Annotated in this window: 21 protein-coding genes; 8 read left to right on the top strand and 13 right to left on the bottom strand. The window is 60.2% G+C overall.

Annotated elements, in window-relative coordinates; genetic code table 11:
• The first annotated feature begins 111 nt into the window (after window positions 1-111).
• A complete protein-coding gene (locus SMD31_RS20600) occupies window positions 112-1,176 on the top strand; it encodes a thermonuclease family protein (RefSeq protein ID WP_320502820.1) in 1,065 nt (354 codons plus the stop codon).
• Here the strand turns inward: SMD31_RS20600 and SMD31_RS20605 are convergent.
• Window positions 1,173-1,952, bottom strand: coding sequence for an amino acid ABC transporter permease (locus tag SMD31_RS20605; protein WP_320502821.1), 780 nt, complete (start codon window positions 1,950-1,952; stop codon window positions 1,173-1,175). The two genes, SMD31_RS20600 and SMD31_RS20605, sit on opposite strands and share 4 nt — an antisense overlap.
• Window positions 1,953-2,213: 261 nt before the next feature.
• Here SMD31_RS20605 and SMD31_RS20610 point away from each other — a divergent pair, with 261 nt between their 5' ends.
• Genes SMD31_RS20610 through SMD31_RS20620 form a run of 3 tightly spaced genes read left to right on the top strand, consistent with a single transcriptional unit; the run spans window position 2,214 to window position 6,598 of the window.
• Window positions 2,214-4,019, top strand: coding sequence for a hypothetical protein (locus tag SMD31_RS20610; RefSeq protein WP_320502822.1), 1,806 nt, complete (start codon window positions 2,214-2,216; stop codon window positions 4,017-4,019).
• Window positions 4,020-4,031: 12 nt separating this feature from the next.
• Window positions 4,032-4,904, top strand: coding sequence for a hypothetical protein (locus SMD31_RS20615; RefSeq protein ID WP_320502823.1), 873 nt, complete (start codon window positions 4,032-4,034; stop codon window positions 4,902-4,904).
• On the top strand, window positions 4,901-6,598 hold the full coding sequence (locus SMD31_RS20620; RefSeq protein WP_320502824.1) for an amidohydrolase family protein: 1,698 nt from the start codon (window positions 4,901-4,903) through the stop codon (window positions 6,596-6,598). Before SMD31_RS20615 ends, SMD31_RS20620 begins: the two co-directional genes overlap by 4 nt.
• A 61-nt stretch (window positions 6,599-6,659) precedes the next feature.
• Here the strand turns inward: SMD31_RS20620 and SMD31_RS20625 are convergent, their stop codons facing one another.
• Window positions 6,660-7,460, bottom strand: a complete 801-nt coding sequence (locus tag SMD31_RS20625; protein WP_320502825.1) for a transporter substrate-binding domain-containing protein — start codon at window positions 7,458-7,460, stop codon at window positions 6,660-6,662.
• A 241-nt stretch (window positions 7,461-7,701) separates the two neighbouring features.
• Between SMD31_RS20625 and SMD31_RS20630 the strand changes: the two genes are divergently transcribed.
• Complete coding sequence (locus SMD31_RS20630) at window positions 7,702-9,420, top strand: EAL domain-containing protein (protein WP_320502826.1); 1,719 nt, start codon at window positions 7,702-7,704, stop codon at window positions 9,418-9,420.
• A gap of 9 nt (window positions 9,421-9,429) precedes the next feature.
• On the opposite strand, the gene SMD31_RS20635 is transcribed toward SMD31_RS20630, so the two are convergent.
• Window positions 9,430-10,380 carry a sugar ABC transporter substrate-binding protein gene (locus SMD31_RS20635; protein WP_320502827.1) on the bottom strand — a complete coding sequence of 317 codons (951 nt, stop codon included), beginning with the start codon at window positions 10,378-10,380 and terminating at the stop codon, window positions 9,430-9,432.
• 162 nt (window positions 10,381-10,542) lie between these two features.
• Complete coding sequence (gene crcB, locus SMD31_RS20640; protein ID WP_320502828.1) at window positions 10,543-10,920, bottom strand: fluoride efflux transporter CrcB; 378 nt, start codon at window positions 10,918-10,920, stop codon at window positions 10,543-10,545.
• 184 nt (window positions 10,921-11,104) lie between these two features.
• Here crcB and SMD31_RS20645 point away from each other — a divergent pair, with 184 nt between their 5' ends.
• Window positions 11,105-11,797, top strand: a complete 693-nt coding sequence (locus SMD31_RS20645; protein WP_320502829.1) for a class I SAM-dependent methyltransferase — start codon at window positions 11,105-11,107, stop codon at window positions 11,795-11,797.
• 142 nt (window positions 11,798-11,939) lie between these two features.
• On the opposite strand, the gene SMD31_RS20650 is transcribed toward SMD31_RS20645, so the two are convergent.
• The 8 genes from SMD31_RS20650 to SMD31_RS20685 form a co-directional block, all read right to left on the bottom strand.
• A complete protein-coding gene (locus tag SMD31_RS20650) occupies window positions 11,940-12,341 on the bottom strand; it encodes a DUF6285 domain-containing protein (protein WP_320502830.1) in 402 nt (133 codons plus the stop codon).
• Window positions 12,338-13,402, bottom strand: coding sequence for a phosphotransferase family protein (locus SMD31_RS20655; RefSeq protein ID WP_320502831.1), 1,065 nt, complete (start codon window positions 13,400-13,402; stop codon window positions 12,338-12,340). Before SMD31_RS20655 ends, SMD31_RS20650 begins: the two co-directional genes overlap by 4 nt.
• A gap of 6 nt (window positions 13,403-13,408) precedes the next feature.
• Window positions 13,409-14,608: an acyl-CoA dehydrogenase family protein gene (locus tag SMD31_RS20660; protein WP_320502832.1), complete on the bottom strand. Its 1,200-nt coding sequence runs from the start codon at window positions 14,606-14,608 to the stop codon at window positions 13,409-13,411.
• A gap of 12 nt (window positions 14,609-14,620) precedes the next feature.
• Window positions 14,621-15,385 carry an SDR family NAD(P)-dependent oxidoreductase gene (locus tag SMD31_RS20665; RefSeq protein ID WP_320502833.1) on the bottom strand — a complete coding sequence of 255 codons (765 nt, stop codon included), beginning with the start codon at window positions 15,383-15,385 and terminating at the stop codon, window positions 14,621-14,623.
• Window positions 15,386-15,886: 501 nt separating this feature from the next.
• The gene (ppa, locus tag SMD31_RS20670) at window positions 15,887-16,414 is read right to left on the bottom strand and encodes an inorganic diphosphatase (protein ID WP_320502834.1); all 528 of its coding nucleotides are present in this window, start codon (window positions 16,412-16,414) and stop codon (window positions 15,887-15,889) included.
• 171 nt (window positions 16,415-16,585) lie between these two features.
• Window positions 16,586-16,966, bottom strand: coding sequence for a hypothetical protein (locus SMD31_RS20675; protein WP_320502835.1), 381 nt, complete (start codon window positions 16,964-16,966; stop codon window positions 16,586-16,588).
• 171 nt (window positions 16,967-17,137) lie between these two features.
• Window positions 17,138-17,512: a hypothetical protein gene (locus SMD31_RS20680; RefSeq protein ID WP_320502836.1), complete on the bottom strand. Its 375-nt coding sequence runs from the start codon at window positions 17,510-17,512 to the stop codon at window positions 17,138-17,140.
• 159 nt (window positions 17,513-17,671) lie between these two features.
• Complete coding sequence (locus tag SMD31_RS20685; protein WP_320502837.1) at window positions 17,672-18,130, bottom strand: PAS domain-containing protein; 459 nt, start codon at window positions 18,128-18,130, stop codon at window positions 17,672-17,674.
• Between the two features lie 169 nt (window positions 18,131-18,299).
• Between SMD31_RS20685 and SMD31_RS20690 the strand changes: the two genes are divergently transcribed.
• Window positions 18,300-19,028: a GntR family transcriptional regulator gene (locus SMD31_RS20690; RefSeq protein WP_320502838.1), complete on the top strand. Its 729-nt coding sequence runs from the start codon at window positions 18,300-18,302 to the stop codon at window positions 19,026-19,028.
• Here SMD31_RS20690 and SMD31_RS20695 read toward each other — a convergent pair whose 3' ends face one another.
• A complete protein-coding gene (locus tag SMD31_RS20695; protein ID WP_320502839.1) occupies window positions 19,029-19,472 on the bottom strand; it encodes a hypothetical protein in 444 nt (147 codons plus the stop codon).
• 121 nt (window positions 19,473-19,593) lie between these two features.
• Here SMD31_RS20695 and SMD31_RS20700 point away from each other — a divergent pair, with 121 nt between their 5' ends.
• Window positions 19,594-20,757 carry a hypothetical protein gene (locus SMD31_RS20700; protein WP_320502840.1) on the top strand — a complete coding sequence of 388 codons (1,164 nt, stop codon included), beginning with the start codon at window positions 19,594-19,596 and terminating at the stop codon, window positions 20,755-20,757.
• The last annotated feature ends 122 nt before the right edge of the window (window positions 20,758-20,879 follow it).

A 20,879-nucleotide genomic window follows, 5' to 3' on the forward strand; every position in this document is an offset into this window, starting at 1 on the left:
ATTATTGAATGCTTATTCAGTTTCAAGCGTCCTGTCCAGAGCCCCATTGACGCTGCCTCCCCACCCCTTTACCAAGGCCCCCAGGGACGCTGAAAAAATCTAGGACTTTCAATGAAGATTAAGATCGGCCTGGCAGCCGCCCTCCTCACCGCAGCCTTCCTCATCCCGGCCGAGGCCAAGACCAAGAATCCGCTGCAGCCGCCGCCGCCCGCCGTTCCGGTCGGCAATGTCGAAGCTCAACCGCTCGATGCGCCGACGCCACCGACCTTGGAAGGCACCGGCCAGGCCATTGATGGCGATGAAATCGCCATTGGCGACGTGATCTTCAAGCTCGACGGCATCGCCGCACCCTTGATGACCGTGCCGATGGGCCCGGAAGCACGTGTCGCGCTGCAGGCCCTCATCGATGGCCAGCGCCTTACCTGCGACGTGCTCGATCGCGGTGAGGATGCGAGGCATCTCTCCGGCGTGTGCAGAATCGGCAAGGATGATGTCGCCGAAGCGATGCTGGCCGGCGGCATGGCGGCGGTCTATCGCCAGACCAACTCGCAGAATGCGGATCAGCGGGAACGTGCTGCGCGCTATGATGCGGCCGAAACCGAGGCCCGTGGCCGCAACAGCGGCATTTGGACCAAGCCCGCCGCCGAGGATGTCGAAATCGAGCAGGCGCCGGCGGCACCGGAGCCGGCGATGGACAAAGATCTCCTGCGCGGCTGGCTCATCCAGATTCCGATCATTGCCTTCCTGGCGCTGGCCGGGCTGACGGCCTTGGTCGTCAGCACGCAGCGCAACCGGGCGGAAAGGAAAGCGGCAGAGGCCGACATGCAGGCGCTGCTCGCCATTCTGCTGGGCGAAGTGCTGTCGGTCCGCGCGGCGGCCCAGGCGGCGTTCGACGGCACGGCGAGCCTCATTCAGGATCTGCCCATTCCGACGGCGCAACTGGCAAGCCTCGCCTTGCCGCCGATGACGGTCTTCGAGGCCAATGCCGACAAGCTGGCCTCGTTACCGCGCGAGGTTTCGGTCGACATGGTCCAATTCCATGCCCGCCACCAGATCGTCGGCAAGGTCCTGGCGCAGGCATCGACCCTGCGCTGCGAGCAGCTGCGTGCGGCGTTTGAAGCCCTGGTCCAGGCCGCCGATGAGCCGATGAACCGCGCGGAAAAGCTGCTCGACTAGGCGTGCTGCGGGAAGCGCCGCTCGAGATGGCGGGCGAGCCAAGTCAGGAGGATCAGGATCGCCATGTATTCGAGGGCGAGGAAGGTATAGATCTCCATCGGATGCAGGATCTGCGTCTGCGAGAGCATCGCCCGGCGTGTGATCTCCATGACGCCGATGGCGCCGCCCAGCGATGAATCCTTCACAATCGAGATGAACTGGCTGGTCATCGGCGGCAGCATGCGGCGGACGGCCTGGGGCAGGATGATCCGGCGCATGAGCAGCGCCCGCGACATGCCGAAGGCGAAGCCAGCATCGATCTGCTGCTTGGAGACGCTTTCAATGCCGGCCCGGAAGATCTCGACCAGGAAGGCGCCGGCATTCAGCGACAGGCCGATACAGGCGGCCGTAAAGGGCGTCATCTGGCTGAGCGCATCGAGCCCCGGCAGCGAGCGCAGGTTGTCCGGCAGCTCGCTGATGGCGATCGGCAGCGCGTAATACATCCACAGCAGCAGAACGAAGAGCGGCACCATGCGGAAGCCTTCCACATAGAGCCAGACCGCGCGACGCACGAGGCGATACTTGCTGCGCGACAGAATGGCACCGGCAAGCCCCAGGACCGAGCCGCAGACTATGGCATAGAGTGACAGCAACAGCGTGAACTGGAACCCAGAGATCAGGAACCAGAAATATTTGTCACCGGTCGGCGTTCCCGGCGTCAACGGCGTCCAATCGCCGCAACCACTCAGGACAAGCGGCACAAAGAGCGCAACAGTAGGTTTGGCAGCATACTTCACGGCCTCATGAGGCCAGGGCGGAACCAGCCGCCCAAGATTTGTCCACGATAAGCCCAATGAACGGTTCCCACGAAAAAAGCGCCAAGTATCAAAGCGGAAAGTGGTGTCATAGCAGTACAAGCCGGGAATTCAACCTACCCATGCGTGCCAATGATTAACTTCTTCCCGTTTTGCGGCTGTCACTTTTGGTGGTATGGTGTTCTATTACTCCACTTAAAACACTCGCTTCGGCGAAACATGGCAAGATGACGGGGGGAGCGTATGGCACCTTTGCCGGAGTTGTGTCGTGCTCGGCAGTTACTAATTTGCGCGTTGCTATCTGGCATCTTAGGCGGTTGCCTGCCGCTGTACTTGCATAAAGACTCTTACGAAAAGGAGACGGCGGATGTTCAGAAGGCCGTCAATGCTCTGGATGTGGAGGCCGGCTACAAAATCCTGATAGCGGATGCAAAAGAGATTGCCGACAAGGAAGACAGTGCGGCCGCAGATGCCGTGATCGCGACGCGCAACGCCGATCTGGTCGGCTTGATTGAGCCCTTTCCCGGCGAGCTGAGCGACGCACGCGTAAACGGCGCTGCCACCCGTTTCCACAGCATTATTCAGGCAGACATTTCGGCGCTCACCAACGGCAAGACGACGCTTTTGGCGGATGTCCCCGGCACCATCAGCGCCAAGCATTTGGAAAGCGTTTTCGCCAAAGCCAACGAACGGGAATCTGCCGTCGCCCAGTTTATTCAAGGTTTGCGCTCCATCTACGCGATCAAAACAGCGCATCAGGGCGACATTGAGATTCCAGCTTGGACCTGCGAGGACGCCAAGGTTGCCAAAGCAAATGCATCATCGATGGTTCTGCCATTGCAAATTCTTGCACCAGAATCCGCGACTGACCGAGACAACGAAACCGCAGCTGAATTTCAAGCACGCCTTGAGCGCAACAAGGCCAGCCTAAGCCTGCACTGCCAGGAACGCCGAGAAGCCTGGGGTGAGCGAGCTGAGTTTTTAAGGCGCCTTGGCGCTGAAGACAAACTGCCAGATTCAGCGGGCAGCATTCCCAGATCCGCCGCCGATCTCTATGCCAAGCTAGCTCAGAGGCAGACTTTCATTCGGGATGCCGAGAAAACTCGCGCCGATCTCGAGAAATTATTAAGCAGCGTTCTTAAGAAGAATGACAAGTCAGCCATTCAGAACGCGATAGAAAGGTTTAAAAAGACGGTACCAGAGGTAAATGCGCTGGCTCAAGCGGCTGGCTGGAAAACCCTGTTGACCTACACACAATGTGGTTTGGGAGCCGAGTTGCTCGCCTTCAGCGCAAGTGACGAGAAAGGCAGCGATGCGGCAGGCGACAGCTCCGCAAGGACGGATGCCGTAAACGCTGTCGCCAACACCGAGAAGCCCGTCGAGGGCGCAGATAAGAACAAGCTGACGACCATTGCCTGCGAGGCCGGAAAATCGGGCATCCAAGTGGGTAAGGATGGCGAAGCCAATCCCCTCATCCTGGACGTTGCGCGTGCGATCATTGGCGTTGAGCGCGACGCCAAGATCCTTGGTCTGCTGGAGAGATTAAATGCGGAAATCATGGCGATCGCTGAGCTGAGGCAGCGTGCCGACATTGCTGAGGCTCAGGCGCGCTTCGGTGGGATCAACATCCAACTGTTAAAGGCGAGGCTCCATGCATTGTTGGAACAGATCCGTTTGGACAAAGTCGCAGCGGAGGAATTGGGCAAGTTGGAGCCCATCGAGCATCCGGGCACACAGACAGATCGCACCTCGCTGACAGATTTCAAGGCCAGTTCTCAACACTATTACCGCGTCGTGGCGGCATTGACCGCTTATGCCCAATCCTGGGACAGCGGGCGAATTCCAGTCGTGCTGCTGAACTACCGAGTGATTCAAGCGCAGCGCAATCTCGACATCGATATCGCGACGCTCACGGCGAAGAACTACAAGGAGCTACTCAAACCAATCGTCGATGCCCTCGCTGCCTACGGTGCTGGTGGCATTCCCGCCGAGTTGTTGGGCCAAATCCTCGGCAATGCCGCAATCATCACTGGCATCGGCACATTTTGACGGGAGACAGATATGAACACGGCGACGCTGCATCTGTCGGCCACAATGCTGGCCATCATGCTGTGCGGATGCGTGGGGGAGGATGATGCCCAGCGCTTGGCAGCAAAGGCTTCGACCGGCGTCAATGACTTGAAGCTACACGTCGACCGAACTATCGGCGACTATCAGTTTGCAAGGGCCGAGGATTACGATCGGCTGTCGGCTCTCCAAGCAATGGCCGTCGATACGGAAAGCCAGACAAACGCCAGAATGGCGACTTGGGAAGTGACCGGCGACAAGAGCAAATCGGACCTTCTCAAAACCTATAAGGCTATGACGCCCAAGGCCGCCCTAAGTGCATCCGCTGCTGCTCTCCTGATTCAACCAGTGCCCCCGTTTCAGCCACCATCACTGGACGAGAAAGCCATGAACAGCTTAGTTGCCAAACTAGGTTCGTTGGCAAAGGACCCCACACTCGTCGACCGCTTGGTAGACGCGACCGATTACTTTCTGAAAGTGCAGGCCGCATACGGCAAGACTGTGGAAGCTGCGAAGAAGAAGCCGGGTGGATCGGCTGCGGTCGGAAAGGACAAAGCCGACACCAGCGATGCTCTTGTCGTCTCCATGTCGAAAGCAGTACCTGACAAAGTTCCAGACAATACGATCCTCACCAGCTACCTGGATGCTACCGCTGTACAAGATGTCGCCTTTCAAACACAGGATGAGGAAAGTCGGGCAGCCCTGAAAGGTGCCGCAATTGAATCGATATCGGTTGACGCCATGCAGTGGTCATTCATGGGACCCACAGCGCCAAAGCCAGCTTTGCCCAGCCAGGACTTCTCCGGACGGCGGAACAGCGCGCCAGTCACGGACCTGCTGATCCAGAATCTCTTCCAGACACCATGAAGATGTTCCGCGCGCTAGGGACCGACAGACGGCATTTCCTGGGTGGCGGTGCGTCGTTGCTGGCTGCATCGCTTGTGGGTGCATGCCAGCTGAGGTTGCCTCAGATACCAACGCAATTGGCGGAACTGATCGACGTTCATGCCCACGCATTCAACGCCAGCGATCTGCCGGTCGAACGCTTCATCCGTCTGGTCCTACTAAAGCTTGATCTACCCGCCGACAGCGACGACGCAAAGAAGTTGGGCAATGCTGACTATGTCGATGCGCTGATAGGGTTGCTAACCTGGCTGCTCGGTGTTGAGCGAGCACCCACGGCTGCTGCAGAAATTCGTGTGCTGCAGGGACGTGCCGCGCCAGCTCCCGGCAGCAGCGAAAGCGGTGTAGAAAGACTGTTCGTCCGTCGGTTGACGAGCTATTTGGAGCGCAACGCTGAGGTGCAAGAGCAAGGCGCATCAGCGCGCGACGGTGAGGCGGACCTGCGCGCCGATCTTTTTGAGGCAGGTGGCTCGCCCCCACCTTCAGATTTTGAATCCAACATGATGCGTTTGGCGCCACAAGCACGGCTGGGAGGCTTAGGTGCTATCGCGGCTAACGCCTTCCTATCTAATAGCTTGGTCGGACGAGTGTTGCGCTGGTTCGCGCTCTTTAAAATGTATCGTCATGCGCTGATTGATCGGTGGGTTAGGGATCAGCGCGCGTTGGGTGCAGAGCCACTGCTCATGGCGCCGGCTACAATCGACTTTTCTTGCTGGTTGCAGCAAACAGTGGAATCCAAGCTACCTGATCAGGCGCGCGTTATGGGTCTGATTGCAGCACAACGCCGGGACGTCGCAGTGCATGGGTACATCGCGTTCGACCCGCTGCGTGCTGCCTATTTTCGGCACGGCTTGCCCGAAGCCGAGTTCGATCCCCTCTCCGTCGTGAGAGAAGCACTGACTCAGCATGGATTCCTAGGCGTCAAGCTCTATCCGCCAATGGGCTTCAAACCGTGGGACAACAACAGCAGCACAAAGGAGGATTTCCCGCTGCATGTCCGCCGGAAACTGGGCAACGTCGGCGCCGAACTCGATCAATCACTGGAAGACTTGTATCGCTTGTGTGAGAGGTTCGATGCGCCGATCCTGGCTCACGCTACGGATTCGAACAGCTCGCACGTTGGGTATGAGTTGCGAGCCGACCCCTATTACTGGCGACCGGTCTTCGACAATCATCCCCATTTACGTGTTTGCCTGGCGCATTTCGGCCGCTTCAAGGCGAAGTCCGCCGGCACGACCGAGGTGAATATGCCGGCAGCGAGTTGGGAGTGGAATCTGGGGGCGTACGTGGCGGCCCATCGCGACTCATCGGTCTATGCCGACCTCAGCTTCTGGTCGGAAGCACTTGTTCGCGACAGGAACGCGCGCACGGCACTAGCCCAAAACATGAGGGATTTCATTCGCCAATTTGACCCCGAGCTGAAGAGACTGATGTTCGGGACTGATTGGATCATGACCGGTATCGTCAAGGACTACCGGCTGTATGCGCAATCGATCGTCCACTTCCTGCAAGAGGACTGCCAGTTGAGCGATACAGAGATACACGCGATCTTGGTTGATAATCCGCGGCGCTTCATGGGACTGAACGAAGGTTCGGTGGCCTTTACCCGCCTACAAGCCTTCTATGCCGCCAGTGACCGAGAAATGCCCGCATTCTAAAAGAAAATTGGTCCAGTTCATGTGAACTGGACCAATTTCGTCACGCGCGATCGAGGACAGCTCAGCTACCCGCGATCCATTTGGCAAAGAGGGCATCGAAAAAGCCGGACTGGGCCTTCATGCCGATCCAGGTATCGAGCCAGTTCTGCCAGATATAGTCACCGCGCACCGTCATCATGGCGTTGGGCTGGCCTTCGATGGCATGGGTCGGATCGACGGCGACGAGCTTGTCCGAATACTGCGCCAGCGCCTTTTTGATGAAGACGGTGTCGGTGATGGCGGCATCGACCTTGCCGGCCAGCAGTTCCTGATAGTCGAGCGCCGGGGCCACGATCGGGACGATCTCGGCCTTGGTGAAGTTCTTCTTGGCCGATTCCTCGGCCGAGGTGCCGGACTGCACGGCGATGCGGATGCCTTGTTTGTCGAGGTCGCGCCAGGCGGCGTATTTGGCGCCGTCCTCGACCTGGACCAGCGGCACCAGCGGTGAATCGAGATAGGGCGCCGAGAAGCCGATGCTCTTCAGCCGATCGAGGGTAAGCGTGATGCCGGAGGCAGCGACGTCATACTTGCCGGCCTGGATGCCGGCCGCCAGCGTTTCCCAGGTGGTCGGGACGAACTCGACCTTCACGCCGAGATCGGCGGCGAGCTGGGTGACGACGTCGATTTCGTAGCCCTTATAGGTGTTGTTCGAGGGGTCGAGCTCGGAATAAGGCGGATAGTCGCCGGTCGTGCCGACGCGCAGCGTGCCGCGGTCGAGAATCTGATCCAAAAGGGATTTCGCCTCGTCGGCCTTGGCCTGGAGCGGCAGGACCATGGCGAGGGCCATCAGCCCGGCTGCCAGCCCGGTCAGAATTTTGCGCATTTATGTCTCCCTGGAGAAAGTTTCGCCCATGGATAGCGCGCCGACGCGCCGCTGCCAAGGATAACGGCATGAGAATTTCACGCCTTTCCCGAGAAAATAAGTTCATTTTCATATCTCCTTAGGCGTTTTTACCGCTCCGCTTCATCCCTTGTTAACGATGAATCGCCGAATATCAGGCCCGAAAAGAAGGTTAAAAGCGGACACACTTTCATTCCATTCCAATCGGAGCAGGCTGGGGGCGATGGCCGTTCATTTGACAGATCGATTGCGTGAGGAACGGGACCGCTTTGTCGGCTTCGCCTTTTCCAATGCCGACGTGCTGCTGGAAATGGACGACACGACCAAGGTGCTGTGGGCTGGCGGGGCCGTAAAATCGATCCTCGGCGTGGATACCGCTCAATTAACCGGCCGGCCGCTCGCCAATCTGCTCACCACCGCTGACGCCATCTTGCTGAAGACGGCGCTGCGCAACCTTTTGCCCGGTCAACGGCGGCGCGATCTGAACTTGGTGCTGGCCGATGAGGGCGGCGCCCCCCGCACCGAAGGCGGTGTTGAAAAACGGCTGACCATTTCGACCTGCATTAACCGCTCCCTGAAGAAGGACGGTCCCCATTTCTTCCTGAGCATCAGCAGCGCGGCGCTCAATGCCATCCCGCATAGCGGCGCCCGCCGGCGCGACCGGGTCACCGGCCTCACTGAGGCGGTCGAATTCACCTATGCCGCATCGCGTACCGTGCGCGAGGCCCGCCAGTCGGGCAAGTCAGCCTGCCTGACGCTGCTGGAGATCTGCGAGATCGAGGAGCTCAACCGCGTCATGGGCGCGGCACGCGCTGAATCACTGATGGCCGAAATCGGCGCCCAGTTGAAGCTCCATGCGCTGGATCCCGATTCCGCCGCCAAGCTCGGCGACGGCAAGTTCGGCGTGACGCATCTGGAAAGTGCCGCCCCCGACCTGATCGTCGACGCCATCAACCGTGTCGGCGACAGTTATGACCTCGACCCGGAAACGATGCATGCCAGCAGCAAGACCATTTCTTTCCATGGCAGCTCCCTGGGCGACGATGATGTCGAGAGCATCCTTTCTTACGTCGTCAACAAGTTCTCAAGCGAAGGCGTCAACAATTTCGATGTGACCGCGGCTGACCAGTACTTCAAGCGCATGACGGCGGAAGTTCTCAGTCGCGTCGTTGCGATGCGCGACCTCATCCACCAGCACCGCATCAACCTGCATTTCCAGCCGATCGTGCACCTGGCCGACCGCAGCCCGCATCACTATGAAGTGTTGCTGCGCTTCGAGGACGGCCGTTCGCCCTTCGCCGACATCATGTTCGCCGAAGAGATCAACATCGTCCATGAGATCGACCTGGCGGTGGCGTTTGGCGCCATCAACCGGATCGCGCAGTCAGCGGCACAGAAACGCGATCTGCACCTTGCCATCAACATGTCGGCACGGTCGCTCCTCAACGACAATTTCATCAGCATGTTCGATGAACTGGCGGCGAAGCTGGGCAAGCAGCGCAGCAATCTCATTGTCGAGGTGACGGAATCGGCAAAGCTTGAAGACCTGCCGAAAGCGGCCCGCGCGGTTGACCATCTGCGGAGCGCCGGCCACCAGGTCTGCCTCGACGATTTCGGTGCCGGTGCCTCGTCCCTGCCCTATCTTCAGCAATTGCAGGTCGATTTTGTGAAGATCGATGGCGCCTATATCCGCAGCATCACGGAATCCCTGCGCGAACGAGCCATCGTTCAGGGCGTGCTGACGACCTGCCGCTGCCTCAACATCAAGACCGTGGCGGAGATGATCGAGAAGGAAGACCAGCACAAATGCCTGCTGGAGCTCGGCACCGACCTGGGCCAGGGTTGGCTCTACGGCCGGCCGTCGCCGAACATCCCGGTCCCCACCATCACGAACCCGGCGCGCCTGGGCAAGAGACAAGGCGCTAAGGATCAGTGGGGCTGACGCCCGCGCCTAGCGCACGCCTGGCATCAGGGCTTGCAGCGCGATAGCGTCGGCTTTTTCCACGAAGCTCGGCCCCGTCGCATAGAGGCCGTCCGGCACGACCGGCTGCAGCTTGTAGCGCTTAAGGAGATCGAACATGACGACGGGCACGTAGCCCATCAGATAGGGCTGCGCGTCGATGGTCCACGTCATGCGCCCATCGGCAATGGCGGCGAGAACCTTGGGCGAGATGTCGAAAGCGGCGATTTGCGGCCGGCGATCGGCCGGCAGGTTCTGCACCACATCGATGGCGGATTCAGCGACCACGGTGCCCAAACCCAGGACGAAATCCGTTTGCGGGTTCGCCGTGAGATAATCGGCAAGGTCACGCTGCACTGCGCCGGCCCGCAAGGTCGTCTCGAGGACCGGGACATTGGCACCAAGACCACTGCTGAAGCCGTGGCAACGTGCTTCAAGGCTGACATTGCCGACCTCGTGATCGATGCAGACCGCATGCTTGATATTGAGCTCCCGCGCGCGGTGCCCGGCTTCAATGCCGGCGCCGAATTCCGACTGGCCCATGAAGAACAACGCCCCCAGCTTCTTGGCCAGGGAGGGACTGCCGGAATCGATGATGATGACTGGAATCCCCGCGGTCGTCGCCGCTTTGACGGCTGGCTCCAGGGCCTTTTCATCGGGGATCGATACGACAAGGCCATCAGGGCGCGATGCAATCGCCTCGTTGATCAAGTCATTCATTTGCGCGATGTCGAACCCTGGCGGTGCATGGTACTCGACTGTCGCGCCGAGTTTTTCAGCGGCGTCGTTCATGCCGTTCTGGATGATCGTCCAATAGGGGTCACTGGGCTGGCCATGCGTGACGAAGACCACGTGCATTCCGGCATCGGCCTGAGCCAGCCCCGCTGTCGGCATCAACAGCAGAAATGCGAGCAATCGCTTTATCAACCATACGCGACTCATCAGTCGCCACCTCATATGCCTTGGACCGCCTGATCATACCGGCGGCTTCGTTAAGAACATCCTGGGATGTTATTAAGCCTTGGCGAAATTTCTCCGACAGCAGCGACATCTTTCGCCGTCAAATCTGTACCGTCGAGGACAATGATCCTTTGAGAGCGGCTGTCACGGGAGGTTGGACCGCATGACCGCGAGGCCAAGGAAGACCGCGCCAATCGAGAGCAACACGGATGCACAAACATAGAAGGCCACCTGGCCGATCGCCCCGCGTTCGTAGAGCATCGCCGTGTCGAGCGAGAACGCCGAGAAGGTGGTGAAGCCGCCAAGGATGCCGGTGGTGAGGAATAGCCGCCACGCCTGATCCGCTTCGCCCTTCAAGGCGAAGTACCCGGCGACGAGCCCCATCGCCAGCGACCCGATGATATTGATGATGAGCGTCCACCAGGGAAAGTCCGGGCCTAGGGCGCGCATGGTGAGCGTGTTGATACCATGGCGCATGGCGCCGCCAACGCCAGCGCCCACGAAGACGATGAGATAGTTCATGGTCGACCTCTGCCCTTTTCTGCTGGACGAATAGTGGTGGACGAACGGCCCCTTCCGCAAGGGCCCAGCCAACCGCCGGCATGCAACCAAGATCGATGGGGATGCCGTTGACGCAAGGCTCATCGCATTGACGGGCATCGCGGTGTGTCCCTAGCCTGGAGACGAGTGCAAACGGAGATCACCGATGGAACGCCCGGATTGGTACTATGTCGACATGCGCCAGGTTGGTCTTGATTTTGCCGACCCAGCCCAGGTGGCCAGCTATGATGAAAGGCAAGGCGGGGATCCCACTGCGGATCGCGAACTGCTCGAGCGGATGGGTGTCGGTCCGGGGCAGGTCATCGCCGATATCGGCTGCGGCACTGGCCTCATGGCATGCGAAGCGGCGCGGCTGGGTGCGACAGTGCACGTGGTCGACGTCTCGGCCGAGATGCTGGCAACAACCATGGCCCGGGCCAAGGCGCTGGGTACCGACCGTGTCATCCCGCATCACGCGGGATTCCTGAGCCATGCCATCGCCCCGGAATCGCTGGACGTCGCCCTGTCAAAATTTGCCCTGCACCACCTGCCCGACCTGTGGAAAGGCGTGGCGCTCGCCCGGCTCAACCGCGCCTTGAAGCCGGGCGGCCGGTTGTTCCTGCGCGACGTCGTCTTCGTCTGCGACCCAGCAGAGATGCCGGCCGTGGCCGAGGAATGGATCACCTGGATGGGCCATAACACCGGGTATGACCGCGCTGAGGTGGCAACCCATATCCGCGACGAGCACAGCACCTATTCCTGGATCATGGCCGGCCTCATCGAACGCGCTGGGTTTCGCATCGAGCATGCGGAATACAGCCAGAAGATCTATGCGGATTATTGGGCGGAGAAGGTTTGAGGAGCGGTCGCTACGCGCCCCCTCTCCCTAGCCCTCCCCCACGTAGGGGGGAGGGAATTCTAGCCAGCTTGAACGCAGTCGCTCTCGCGAAACTGGATAGGGCTCCCTCCCCCCTACGTGGGGGAGGGTTGGGGAGAGGGGGTTACACCGCTGATTCCGCCCCCCGGCCGCGTTGGCGTTGGGCGAGGTATTTGGTGTTGGTGAGGCGGAGTTCGGTGGTCGTGGTTTCGACCAGGTGATCGATGAGGCGCGTTTCTTCCGCTGTGCCGGGTTTGAAGCGGCGGGCGCGGATGTCGGCGGCGAGTTGGCGGCGCAAGGCGGTGAGGTCGTCGCCGACATCGCGGCCATAGAGGCGCGAGAGGCTTTGCAGTTCGCTGTGGCGGGAGTTCGCGGCGTTGGCCATATCCTGCTTTGCCACAGAAATTGCGCGGGCGATCATGGCGGCCTGGAATTTCTGCCGGCCGCTCAATGTCGGCAGCAGATCTTCCTGCAAGGTCGCAAGTGCTGCATCGAGAAGGGCTTCGGCACCGGGGCGTTGCTTCATGCTGCGTCTCCATCTTCCTGGCGCTTCTTCGGCGCGGGCTTGAAACCGGGCAAACGCAGATCGACCAGCAGATCGTATTCCATTTCCAATGCGACCAGGCCGGTCAGCGCCAGCTCGATCGATCGCTCGCGCCCAGAGAGGTGCCGCTCCGCCTGCTCCAGCGCCATGATGGCCCAGCGCAAGGCAGCCATCTGCTCCCAGAAGCGAACCTTGCCGTCATCGACTGTGTCGCCGCCCGCCTCTTCATAGCCGGCATAGAAGGCGGCACGTTGACCGACACCGCCGGCTTCAGCCCCATACATGCCGAAGCGCCAGCAGCGGGCGCAGAACCAGCCGAAGTCTTCATATGGGTCCGACCAGCCGGCGAACTCGAAATCGAGCACGCCCACCAGATGCGCATTTTCGACCAGGTAGTTGCCAGTGCGGAAGTCGCGGTGGCAGAGGCGGATCGCATCTGGGCCGCGCGCGTAAGTGGATGCTTCGTCTTCAAGGCGGTTGATCGCCCATTCGAGAACCGGCTGCGCTTCCGGCAATGCATCCAGGCGGTGGCGAAACTCGGCGAGGCGCGCGGCGACGATGTCGGCGGGCGGCTGCGGCAGGAAGGCCAGTTCGGCAGGCGACTTGGCGGGTGTCAGACGGTGCAGCTTGGCAAGCTCCGCGCCGAGTTCGCGGGCGAGGGCATCCCCCTCCTCTTCCTCCAGCGCGCGCACGAGCTTGCGCGGATCGGCCGAACCCGGGAGGCGCGCGGTGATGTGGAAGGGTTGACCAATGACACTGCCCGTCGGCTCCAGCCACAAGGCCTGCGGCGCTTTCATGCCAGCTGCATGCGCCACTTTGAGCAGGGCGAATTCCTGTTCCTTGCCCCAGCTTTCATCGATGCCCGATGGCGCGTCGGCACGCAGCACGGCCGCGACAGATTTGCCGTCGATGTCGATGTCGGTGGCCCAGTTCTCCTGGATGGCGCCGCCGCCCAGGCGGCCGACGAGCTTGACGGCAACGTCGCGCGCGCCGGTTTCACGGCGGAGGAAGTCTGCAATGGCAGGGATCTTGTTTGCCAGCACGATGCTTTAGCCCCATTTCCAGAAATCGGCGCCTTCACTGGCGAGATGCTGCGCCAGCACCATCTTATGCACTTCCGAGGCGCCGTCGACCAGGCGCGCCTGGCGCGCATAGCGATAGATCCATTCGAGGATCGTGTCCTTCGAATAGCCCTTGGCGCCAAGGAGCTGGATCGCGGTATCGGCGGCCTTGTGCAGGCAGTCGGCCACCGCCACCTTGGCCATCGACACCTCCTTGCGGGCGCGGTGGCCGAGATCGAGCTGATAGGCGGCGTTGAAGGTGAGCAAGCGCCCCATCTGCACCTGCATCGCCGCTTCGCCCAGCATCCACTGGACCCCTTCATGTTCCATCAGCTTGGTGCCAAAGGCTTCGCGGGTGCCGACATGCTTGACCGCGATATCGAGGCAGCGCTTGGAGAGGCCCAGCCAGCGCATGCAATGCGTGAGGCGGGCAATGCCGAGGCGAATCTGCACGGCCTTCAACCCCTCGCCCACCCCCATCAAGCGGTCGGCATCGTCGATCTCAAGACCGTCGAAAATGAGCTCGCAATGGCCGCCATGTTCTTCCGGGCCCATGATCGGGATGCGGCGTTCGATGCGCCAGCCGGGCTGGCTGCGGTCGAAGAGAAAGGCCGTCAAGCCGCGGCGCGGATCGTCGGAGGTGCGGGCCAGGAGAATGAAATGCTCGGCCACCTCGCCCCCGGTGATGAACCATTTGTGGCCGCGGATGACCCATTTGTTGCCACGCTTCTCGGCCGTGGTGCGCATCATGCCGGCGGGGTCGGAGCCGGAGCCCGGCGCCGGCTCGGTCATGACGATGGAGGAGCGCACCTCGCCATGGACGATCGGCATCAGCCAGCGCTGCTGCTGCTCGGGCGTCGCCACGCGGGCAAGGAGATGGATGTTGCCGTCATCAGGCGCCGCGATGTTGAAGCAGGTGGGGCCGAAGATGGAGCGGCCGGCGGCTTCATAGATCGGCACAAGCTCGGTGAATTTGAGCCCCTTGCCGCCGAGATGTTCCGGCAGCTGGAAGTTCCACAGGCCCGCCGCCAGGGCCTTGGCATGGAGTTGCTGCAGCAGTTCCTCGCGGATGTTCTCACCGGCATCGAAGCTCGCACGCTCGCTTTCCAGCGGGATCACGTGCTCATCGAGGAAGGCATCGATGCGGCGGACATAGTCGGCAGCGCGGGGGCTGAGCGAGAAATCCATGGGTAGGGCTTTCTAGAGGCTGGAATTGAGATGGCCGCCGTCGACCGTCAAGACGGTACCGGTCATGTAGCGCGAGGCGTCGGCGGCCAGCAGCAGCAACGGGCCGTCGAGATCCTGAGGCGTACCCAGCCGCCGTTGCGGAATGCGCTTGACCAGCGCGGCGCCGGCTTCGGTGTTGAAGAAGTCATCGTTGAGGGCGGTGCGGATATAGCCCGGCGCCAAGGCATTGACGCGGATGTTGTGGCGCGCCCATTCCAGCGACAGGGCCTTGGTCATTTGAATCATGCCGGCCTTCGAGACGGCATAGGGCAGCGTCTGGCTGGCGACACGCTGGCCCAGGATCGAGGCAATGTTGATGATGTTGCCAGGGCGCTTGGCGCCGATCCAGCGCCGCGCGGCTTCCTGGGCTGCGAGCCAGGCCCCTTTGAGATTGGTGTCCATGACCTGGTCCCAATCTTTGTCCTCGAGTTCCAGCGACGGTGTGGTGAGCGACACGCCGGCATTGTTGACGAGGAGCGAGATCGGCCCCAGCTCGCTCTCGGCCGCGGCGAAGGCGGCGTTGAGGCCCTTGGGCAATGTGATGTCGCCGGTAACGGAGGCCGCCTTGAAGCCGCGGGCGCGGAGCTTCTCCGCCTCGGCCGCAACGATGTCGCCGCGCCGCGCCATGAGCGCCACGGCTGCACCCGCTTCCGCCAAAACGGCCGCGAAATGCCGCCCGAGATCGCCGGAGGCACCGGTCACAAGAGCCACCTGTCCGGTAAGATCGAACGCCGCCATCCTTGCCCCTGATCTTTTTTATCTGTGCGCTGTTCGCACTATGCCCGGCGTGTGCGGCCAAGGGAAAGACTTCAGGGCCAAAAAATGAAACCCGCCGCGGCCTCGGCCCGGCGAGTTTCGCTTTTAGATGTCGCAGGGATCTAAATGGACGGATCGGGATTGAGGAGAACCCTCGTTTCGCCGCCGCCCTCAGGCCTTGGACTGCTGTCCGGGAAAAGGCCCCTCGGTATCCCTGGTTCTCAGATGAGAGATATCAATCTGCTGTGGTAGCCAGATTGTCAGGTCTTATCGCCGGTGGAGTCATGGTTCTTAATCACCCTCCTTGGCTCGGGTTGCGGGCGTCACCTTCCGCAAAGCCAGCTTTGCCCCCACCTCCTGTGCAGGGGAAGCGGCGCTGGAAGATCCAGATCGCGCGCTTCCCATTGTGCACAGGATCGACCTGAAGTCAAGAATTACGCAACAAATATGCGCGTTTTGCGCAATATTTATTCCGAATATTGCTTACTTCTTGCCGGCCTCGATCGCCTTGCGGATGAGGTCGACCGCCTCTTCCGGCTCTGCCCAGCGCGAGAACTTGACCCATTTGCCCTTCTCCAGATCCTTGTAATGGCTGAAGAAATGGCGGACCTGCTCGCGCAGGACCTCAGGCAGGTCGCGGTACGAACTGACGTTCGAATAGAAGGGATGCAGCTTGTCGACGGGGACGGCGATGATCTTCTCGTCGCCACCCGCTTCATCTTCCATCATCAGGCAGCCCACCGGGCGCGAGCGCACCACGGCGCCCGGGACGACCGGGGTGGGGCCAAGGACGATGATGTCCAAGGGATCGCCGTCGCCGCCCAACGTGTGGGGGATGAAGCCGTAATTGCCGGGATAGAACATCGCCGTGTAGAGGAATCGGTCGACGAACATCGCCCCGGAATCCTTGTCGAGCTCGTATTTCACCGGCGTGCCGCCGAGCGGAATCTCGATGATCGCGTTGAGGTCGTAGGGCGGGTTCTCGCCGATCTTGATCTTGCTGATATCCATGATGGTCTCTTTTTCGGGGCTGCGGCCAACCTGCTGGCAGGCCTTTGCTGCACTGCAAATAAAGACCAATCCCCCGCCTCTGCAAGGAAAAAGCACGGCGAAACCGGAAGGTCACAAAAAAACCCCGCTTCGGCCGAGGCCGCAGCGGGGTTTTCTTGAAAAATCCGGAGGTTAGTTGAGGACGTTGTAGCCCCGACCAGCCATGCAGCGGCGATAGACATCGCGCTGGTTCTGGACGCCGGTGACCGCACCGCCGCCAAGGCCCAAGGCACCACCGGAAGCGGCACCGAAGGCAGCGCCTTCGCCGGCGCTGACACCGCCCACCAGGGCGCCGGTGATGGCACCAAGTGCTGCACCAGCGGCGGCACCGCCCACGGCGCCGACAGCGGCATCACCGACCGGGCTGACCTGGTTGGCGTATTGCTCGCACTCGTAATTGTCCTGGGAATAGCGCGACTGATCGACCCCCTTGGTGTCGACCATCGGCTGGCTGTAGCTGGAGCACGCTGCCAGCATCGACGCCGTCATCACGACCGCCACAATACGCTTCATCTCGGTTGTCCTTTCCTGCTTCTCGTCCCGGCACCAGCCCATGAGGGTCCGGTTTGCCAGATAGCGTCAAATCACACGCATTATAGAGCGGTTCCCTGCCGCCCCGCACACTCAAATTTAAGTGAACGAGGCCCCGCCGAATGCCCAAAAATGGGCGGGATTTCAATGAACTTAGTAGTAGGTGCTGTAGCCGCGACCACGCATGCAGTTGTTGAGCACCTGCTTCTGGTTCTGGGTCCCGGTATAGGCACCGCCAGCCAGGCCCAGAACGCCACCGGCAGCGGCGCCGACCGCCGCACCTTCACCGACCGAGACGCCCTTGAAGAGGGCGCCAGACAGGGCACCCAAGGCGGCACCGCCGGCAGCGCCACCCAGGGCACCGACCGCGGCGTCCTGCACCGGGCTCACCTGATTGGCATAGGCCTGGCACTCGGCCAGATCCTGGTTGTAGGTGTTGGCACCGGCCTGCTGGTAAGGCTGATAGGTCTGCGCGACAGCGGCCTGGCTCACCAACGTGAAGGCGGCAACAAGAAGAATGCGTTTCATGATCTGATCCCTTTCCCAACCGGATGGAGCGTCGTTGCTCCCTTGCCTTGAGACTTAAGGGTTGGCCGGGATTTCCGCAGTGACCCGCAACACAAGTTCGGCGTGATAGCGCGCACAGAATCGGGGCAAAAGAGGGTTCAGCGCCCTTTCCGGGCTGAATCAGTCCCAATGCGGGGTCAGCACGACCATCAGCTGGTCCACCTTGGCGCCGTCCGAGGATTGCGGCAGAACCACGAACTCGTAGCGGATGATGCGGCCGGCATAGGGCACCTTGCGCTGATAGTATTGGGGCCGCCCCTCGGCAACGGTGCGGCCGTAGCTCTCGACCGCCAGGGCGTAATAATCGGCCGGAAAGCAGTCGTCGAGATAACGCTGCGAACAATCGACCCCGAACAGCTCGACCTGCCGCGTGCCGTCGAGGCGGCACCAATAGCGGCGCGGATTCTCTTCGACATCGTAAAGGCTGATGTCGCCCAGCGCGTATTTCATCTCGATAGGATCGAAATCCGCACGGCTCGGCCACACCCGGCCAGCGCGCTTCTCGTCCCAGAGCGCAATCAAGCGCTTGAGCACGGGATGCTCGGCTGCGGCAAGAATGCCGGCGACGTGTTCATCCATGTTTCGCTTACCCGCCCCAGAAGATGGCGGAGTATGGACGTCATTTCGCCGCCAAATCCAGTGCGCAAAACCACGCACGCATCGGCACAGCTATATACAGCTCTATTGACAGGCCCGGCTGGCAGGATAGAGAGGGATCAGACAAAGAATCCGAGGTTTCATTTCGACCATGCGCAAGAACGGCAGCACCAAGAAGGCGGTCGCACGACCCAGCAAGACCGCCGCCGCAGCCGGCGGGCGCAACGGGGTTTCGCCGACCCAGATCTATGAGCAATTGCGCCAGCGCATCGCCACGCGCCTCTACGCGCCGGGCACGCGCCTCAGCGAATCGGAACTGGCGACGGAATTCGGCCTCAGCCGCACGCCCGTGCGCCAGGCCCTGCAGCGCCTGGCAACGGATGGACTGGTCAGCATCAAGAACGGCGTCGGCGTGACGGTGACCGATCTCGACCGCACCGAGATCGACCAGGCCTATTACCTGCGCTGCCAGCTGGCGGCGATGATCGGCCATACCAATCCGCGCCCGTTATCGGACGCCGATCTTGCGGCACTGAAGTCATTGCACGCACGCGTCAAGGCCATGCTGGCCAAACGCAGCGCCATACCGCTCGCCGAGTTTTCGGAGCTGTGCGAGCGCTTCCACAATGTCGTCAACAATGTGATCGGCTCGCGCATGCTGCGCGATTTCATCGAGATCCTCTATCACCAGACGGACCGTTTCTGGTTCGGCTGGATGAGCGAGGCCGACATGCGGGACGAGGTCACCCATTTTCTCCACGAACTGGAAGAAACGCAGCGCGCGCTGGAGATCAACGATTTCGAAGCCGTGGGCTATATCCGGCGCAACCACATCACCATGATGCTGGCGCGCATGGCGGCGTTCCGGGACAGGTCTTAACTATGTCCCACGCTGCTTGGTCCACACATAGGATCGCGTGACATAAGTCACGACGGCGGTTGTAATGAACGAACTCACTGCGATTGCGACCATCTGCAGCGCGGTACCGTCCACGCCGTCTCCATCCACACCAAAGACCGCAGCATCGACAACTCGATCAATCTTGCCGAGGAGATACCCGGTCAGAATGGCAGAAACGGTTTTGCCGACGCCGAGCAAGCGCTTCGACTCTCCAGCGGTATAGGGCGTTGCAAGTATACCAGCACCCCAGCCAAGTACCCCAGACATAACCAGGATTAGGACGCAATTGGCTTGTTTTTCGCTAGAGACGCCGAAGTAAATGATCCATCCAATGATTCCGATCACCACGAGCAAGACAAGCGCTGCGATCATGACGTCCCAAATATCACCCCCATAGGAAGAAGAGCGTGCGCCGTCAGCCATGACTCCACCTTGCAATTCCCTTGATATCTATATGCCCTTTTTAGTATATTGATACAATATAAATCTCCCATTTATCGCACCTCGACCTTTTGAACTGACTCTCTATAAGGGAGACGCGGTGATGCCCGAACTCTATCTCGATCTAGCCGAAGTTCGTCCATTCGACATTTTGTTAACAAGCGAGAAAACTTGGCAATCAATTGCGATAAACGCGATCCAAACGCTGGACCGACGTCGCAGGAGCAAATACTCCCACGCCGCCCTCTTTCTAGCGCCTAGTCTGCTCGTCGAATCCGATGCGGCGATCACTTTCCGGAGTGTCACTCACCGCTGGAAAGACCGGTTAAATTCCGAACCCATAATGATCTTTTGCCGACGTAACGGAGTTTCGACGATTCTTGTCCCATTGCAGAACTGTCGTGCGGCGACGGTCCTGCGCGTAAAAGACCAAAGCACCGGCATCTCCTTTGCGACTATCGAGAAGCCTTTGGAAGCGGCGCTCTATCGACAATATGATTATTCTCGCATTCCTGCGGCGCTCGGATTTCTTTCTCCACGGATAGCCGCTCTTCTGACAGATATATACCGCAAATTCGTTCGAGTGACGCACGCAGGTCCATTTTGCTCGGAGTTCGTGCAGACAATGATGGCGTCAATCGGCCTCACCTTTGCGAAAGGGCGGCCCCTTTTGCCTTCAGACTTTTGTGATGACAAACAACTTACCGAGATCAGATCTGCCGTCTTTGTCTCAAGCCACGACCAGGACATAGAGGAAATTGGCCCCCAGCAAAGCACCAGATTCTCAAGCTTGCTGATTCCGCCTTTACTCTGGCAAGCGATGCCCGATGTTGCGTTGGCCGCATTCACTATCGACAAAGTGGAGCGGACTCTAGGTGCCAATCCACGGGATCTGCCAGATCCTAGTCAATCGGCAAAACAACTTGCGCAGTGGCATACCGAAGTGATCGAACGCTGGACGTCGATCAGTGAGCGCTTCTGGTTCTACTTTAAGGAGAGTCGCAAATGCTTTGACAAATGCCCTTCACACAAAGACTCTGCGCGGGCGAAGAGAGAGTGGCGCCCGCGGCTGCGTTTCCCAAACACAACGAACACACTCTCCCCATCAACTGAGACGAGATGTAGATCTGCCAACGACTGTTACGTCATCAGCCCTTACTACGAGGAAATCGACGAACAGAGAAGTCAGTTACTAAAAGAGATATGTCTCGCGTCGACACAACGTTTTGTGGACGCTAAGAAAGCCTCATCATCTTTTCCAGATTGAACAATCCGCATTGTCGGCAAATTGGAACCGGCAGAGCAGAGGTGGATCACGTCACCGCACTTGAGGAACCAGTCGAGTTTCGCCTTTGTCTCCAAGAGGGTCAGCGGACCCTCAGAAAAATA

The organism is Dongia rigui, assembly GCF_034044635.1.
In the GTDB taxonomy this organism is placed as follows: Bacteria; Pseudomonadota; Alphaproteobacteria; order Dongiales; family Dongiaceae; genus Dongia; species Dongia rigui.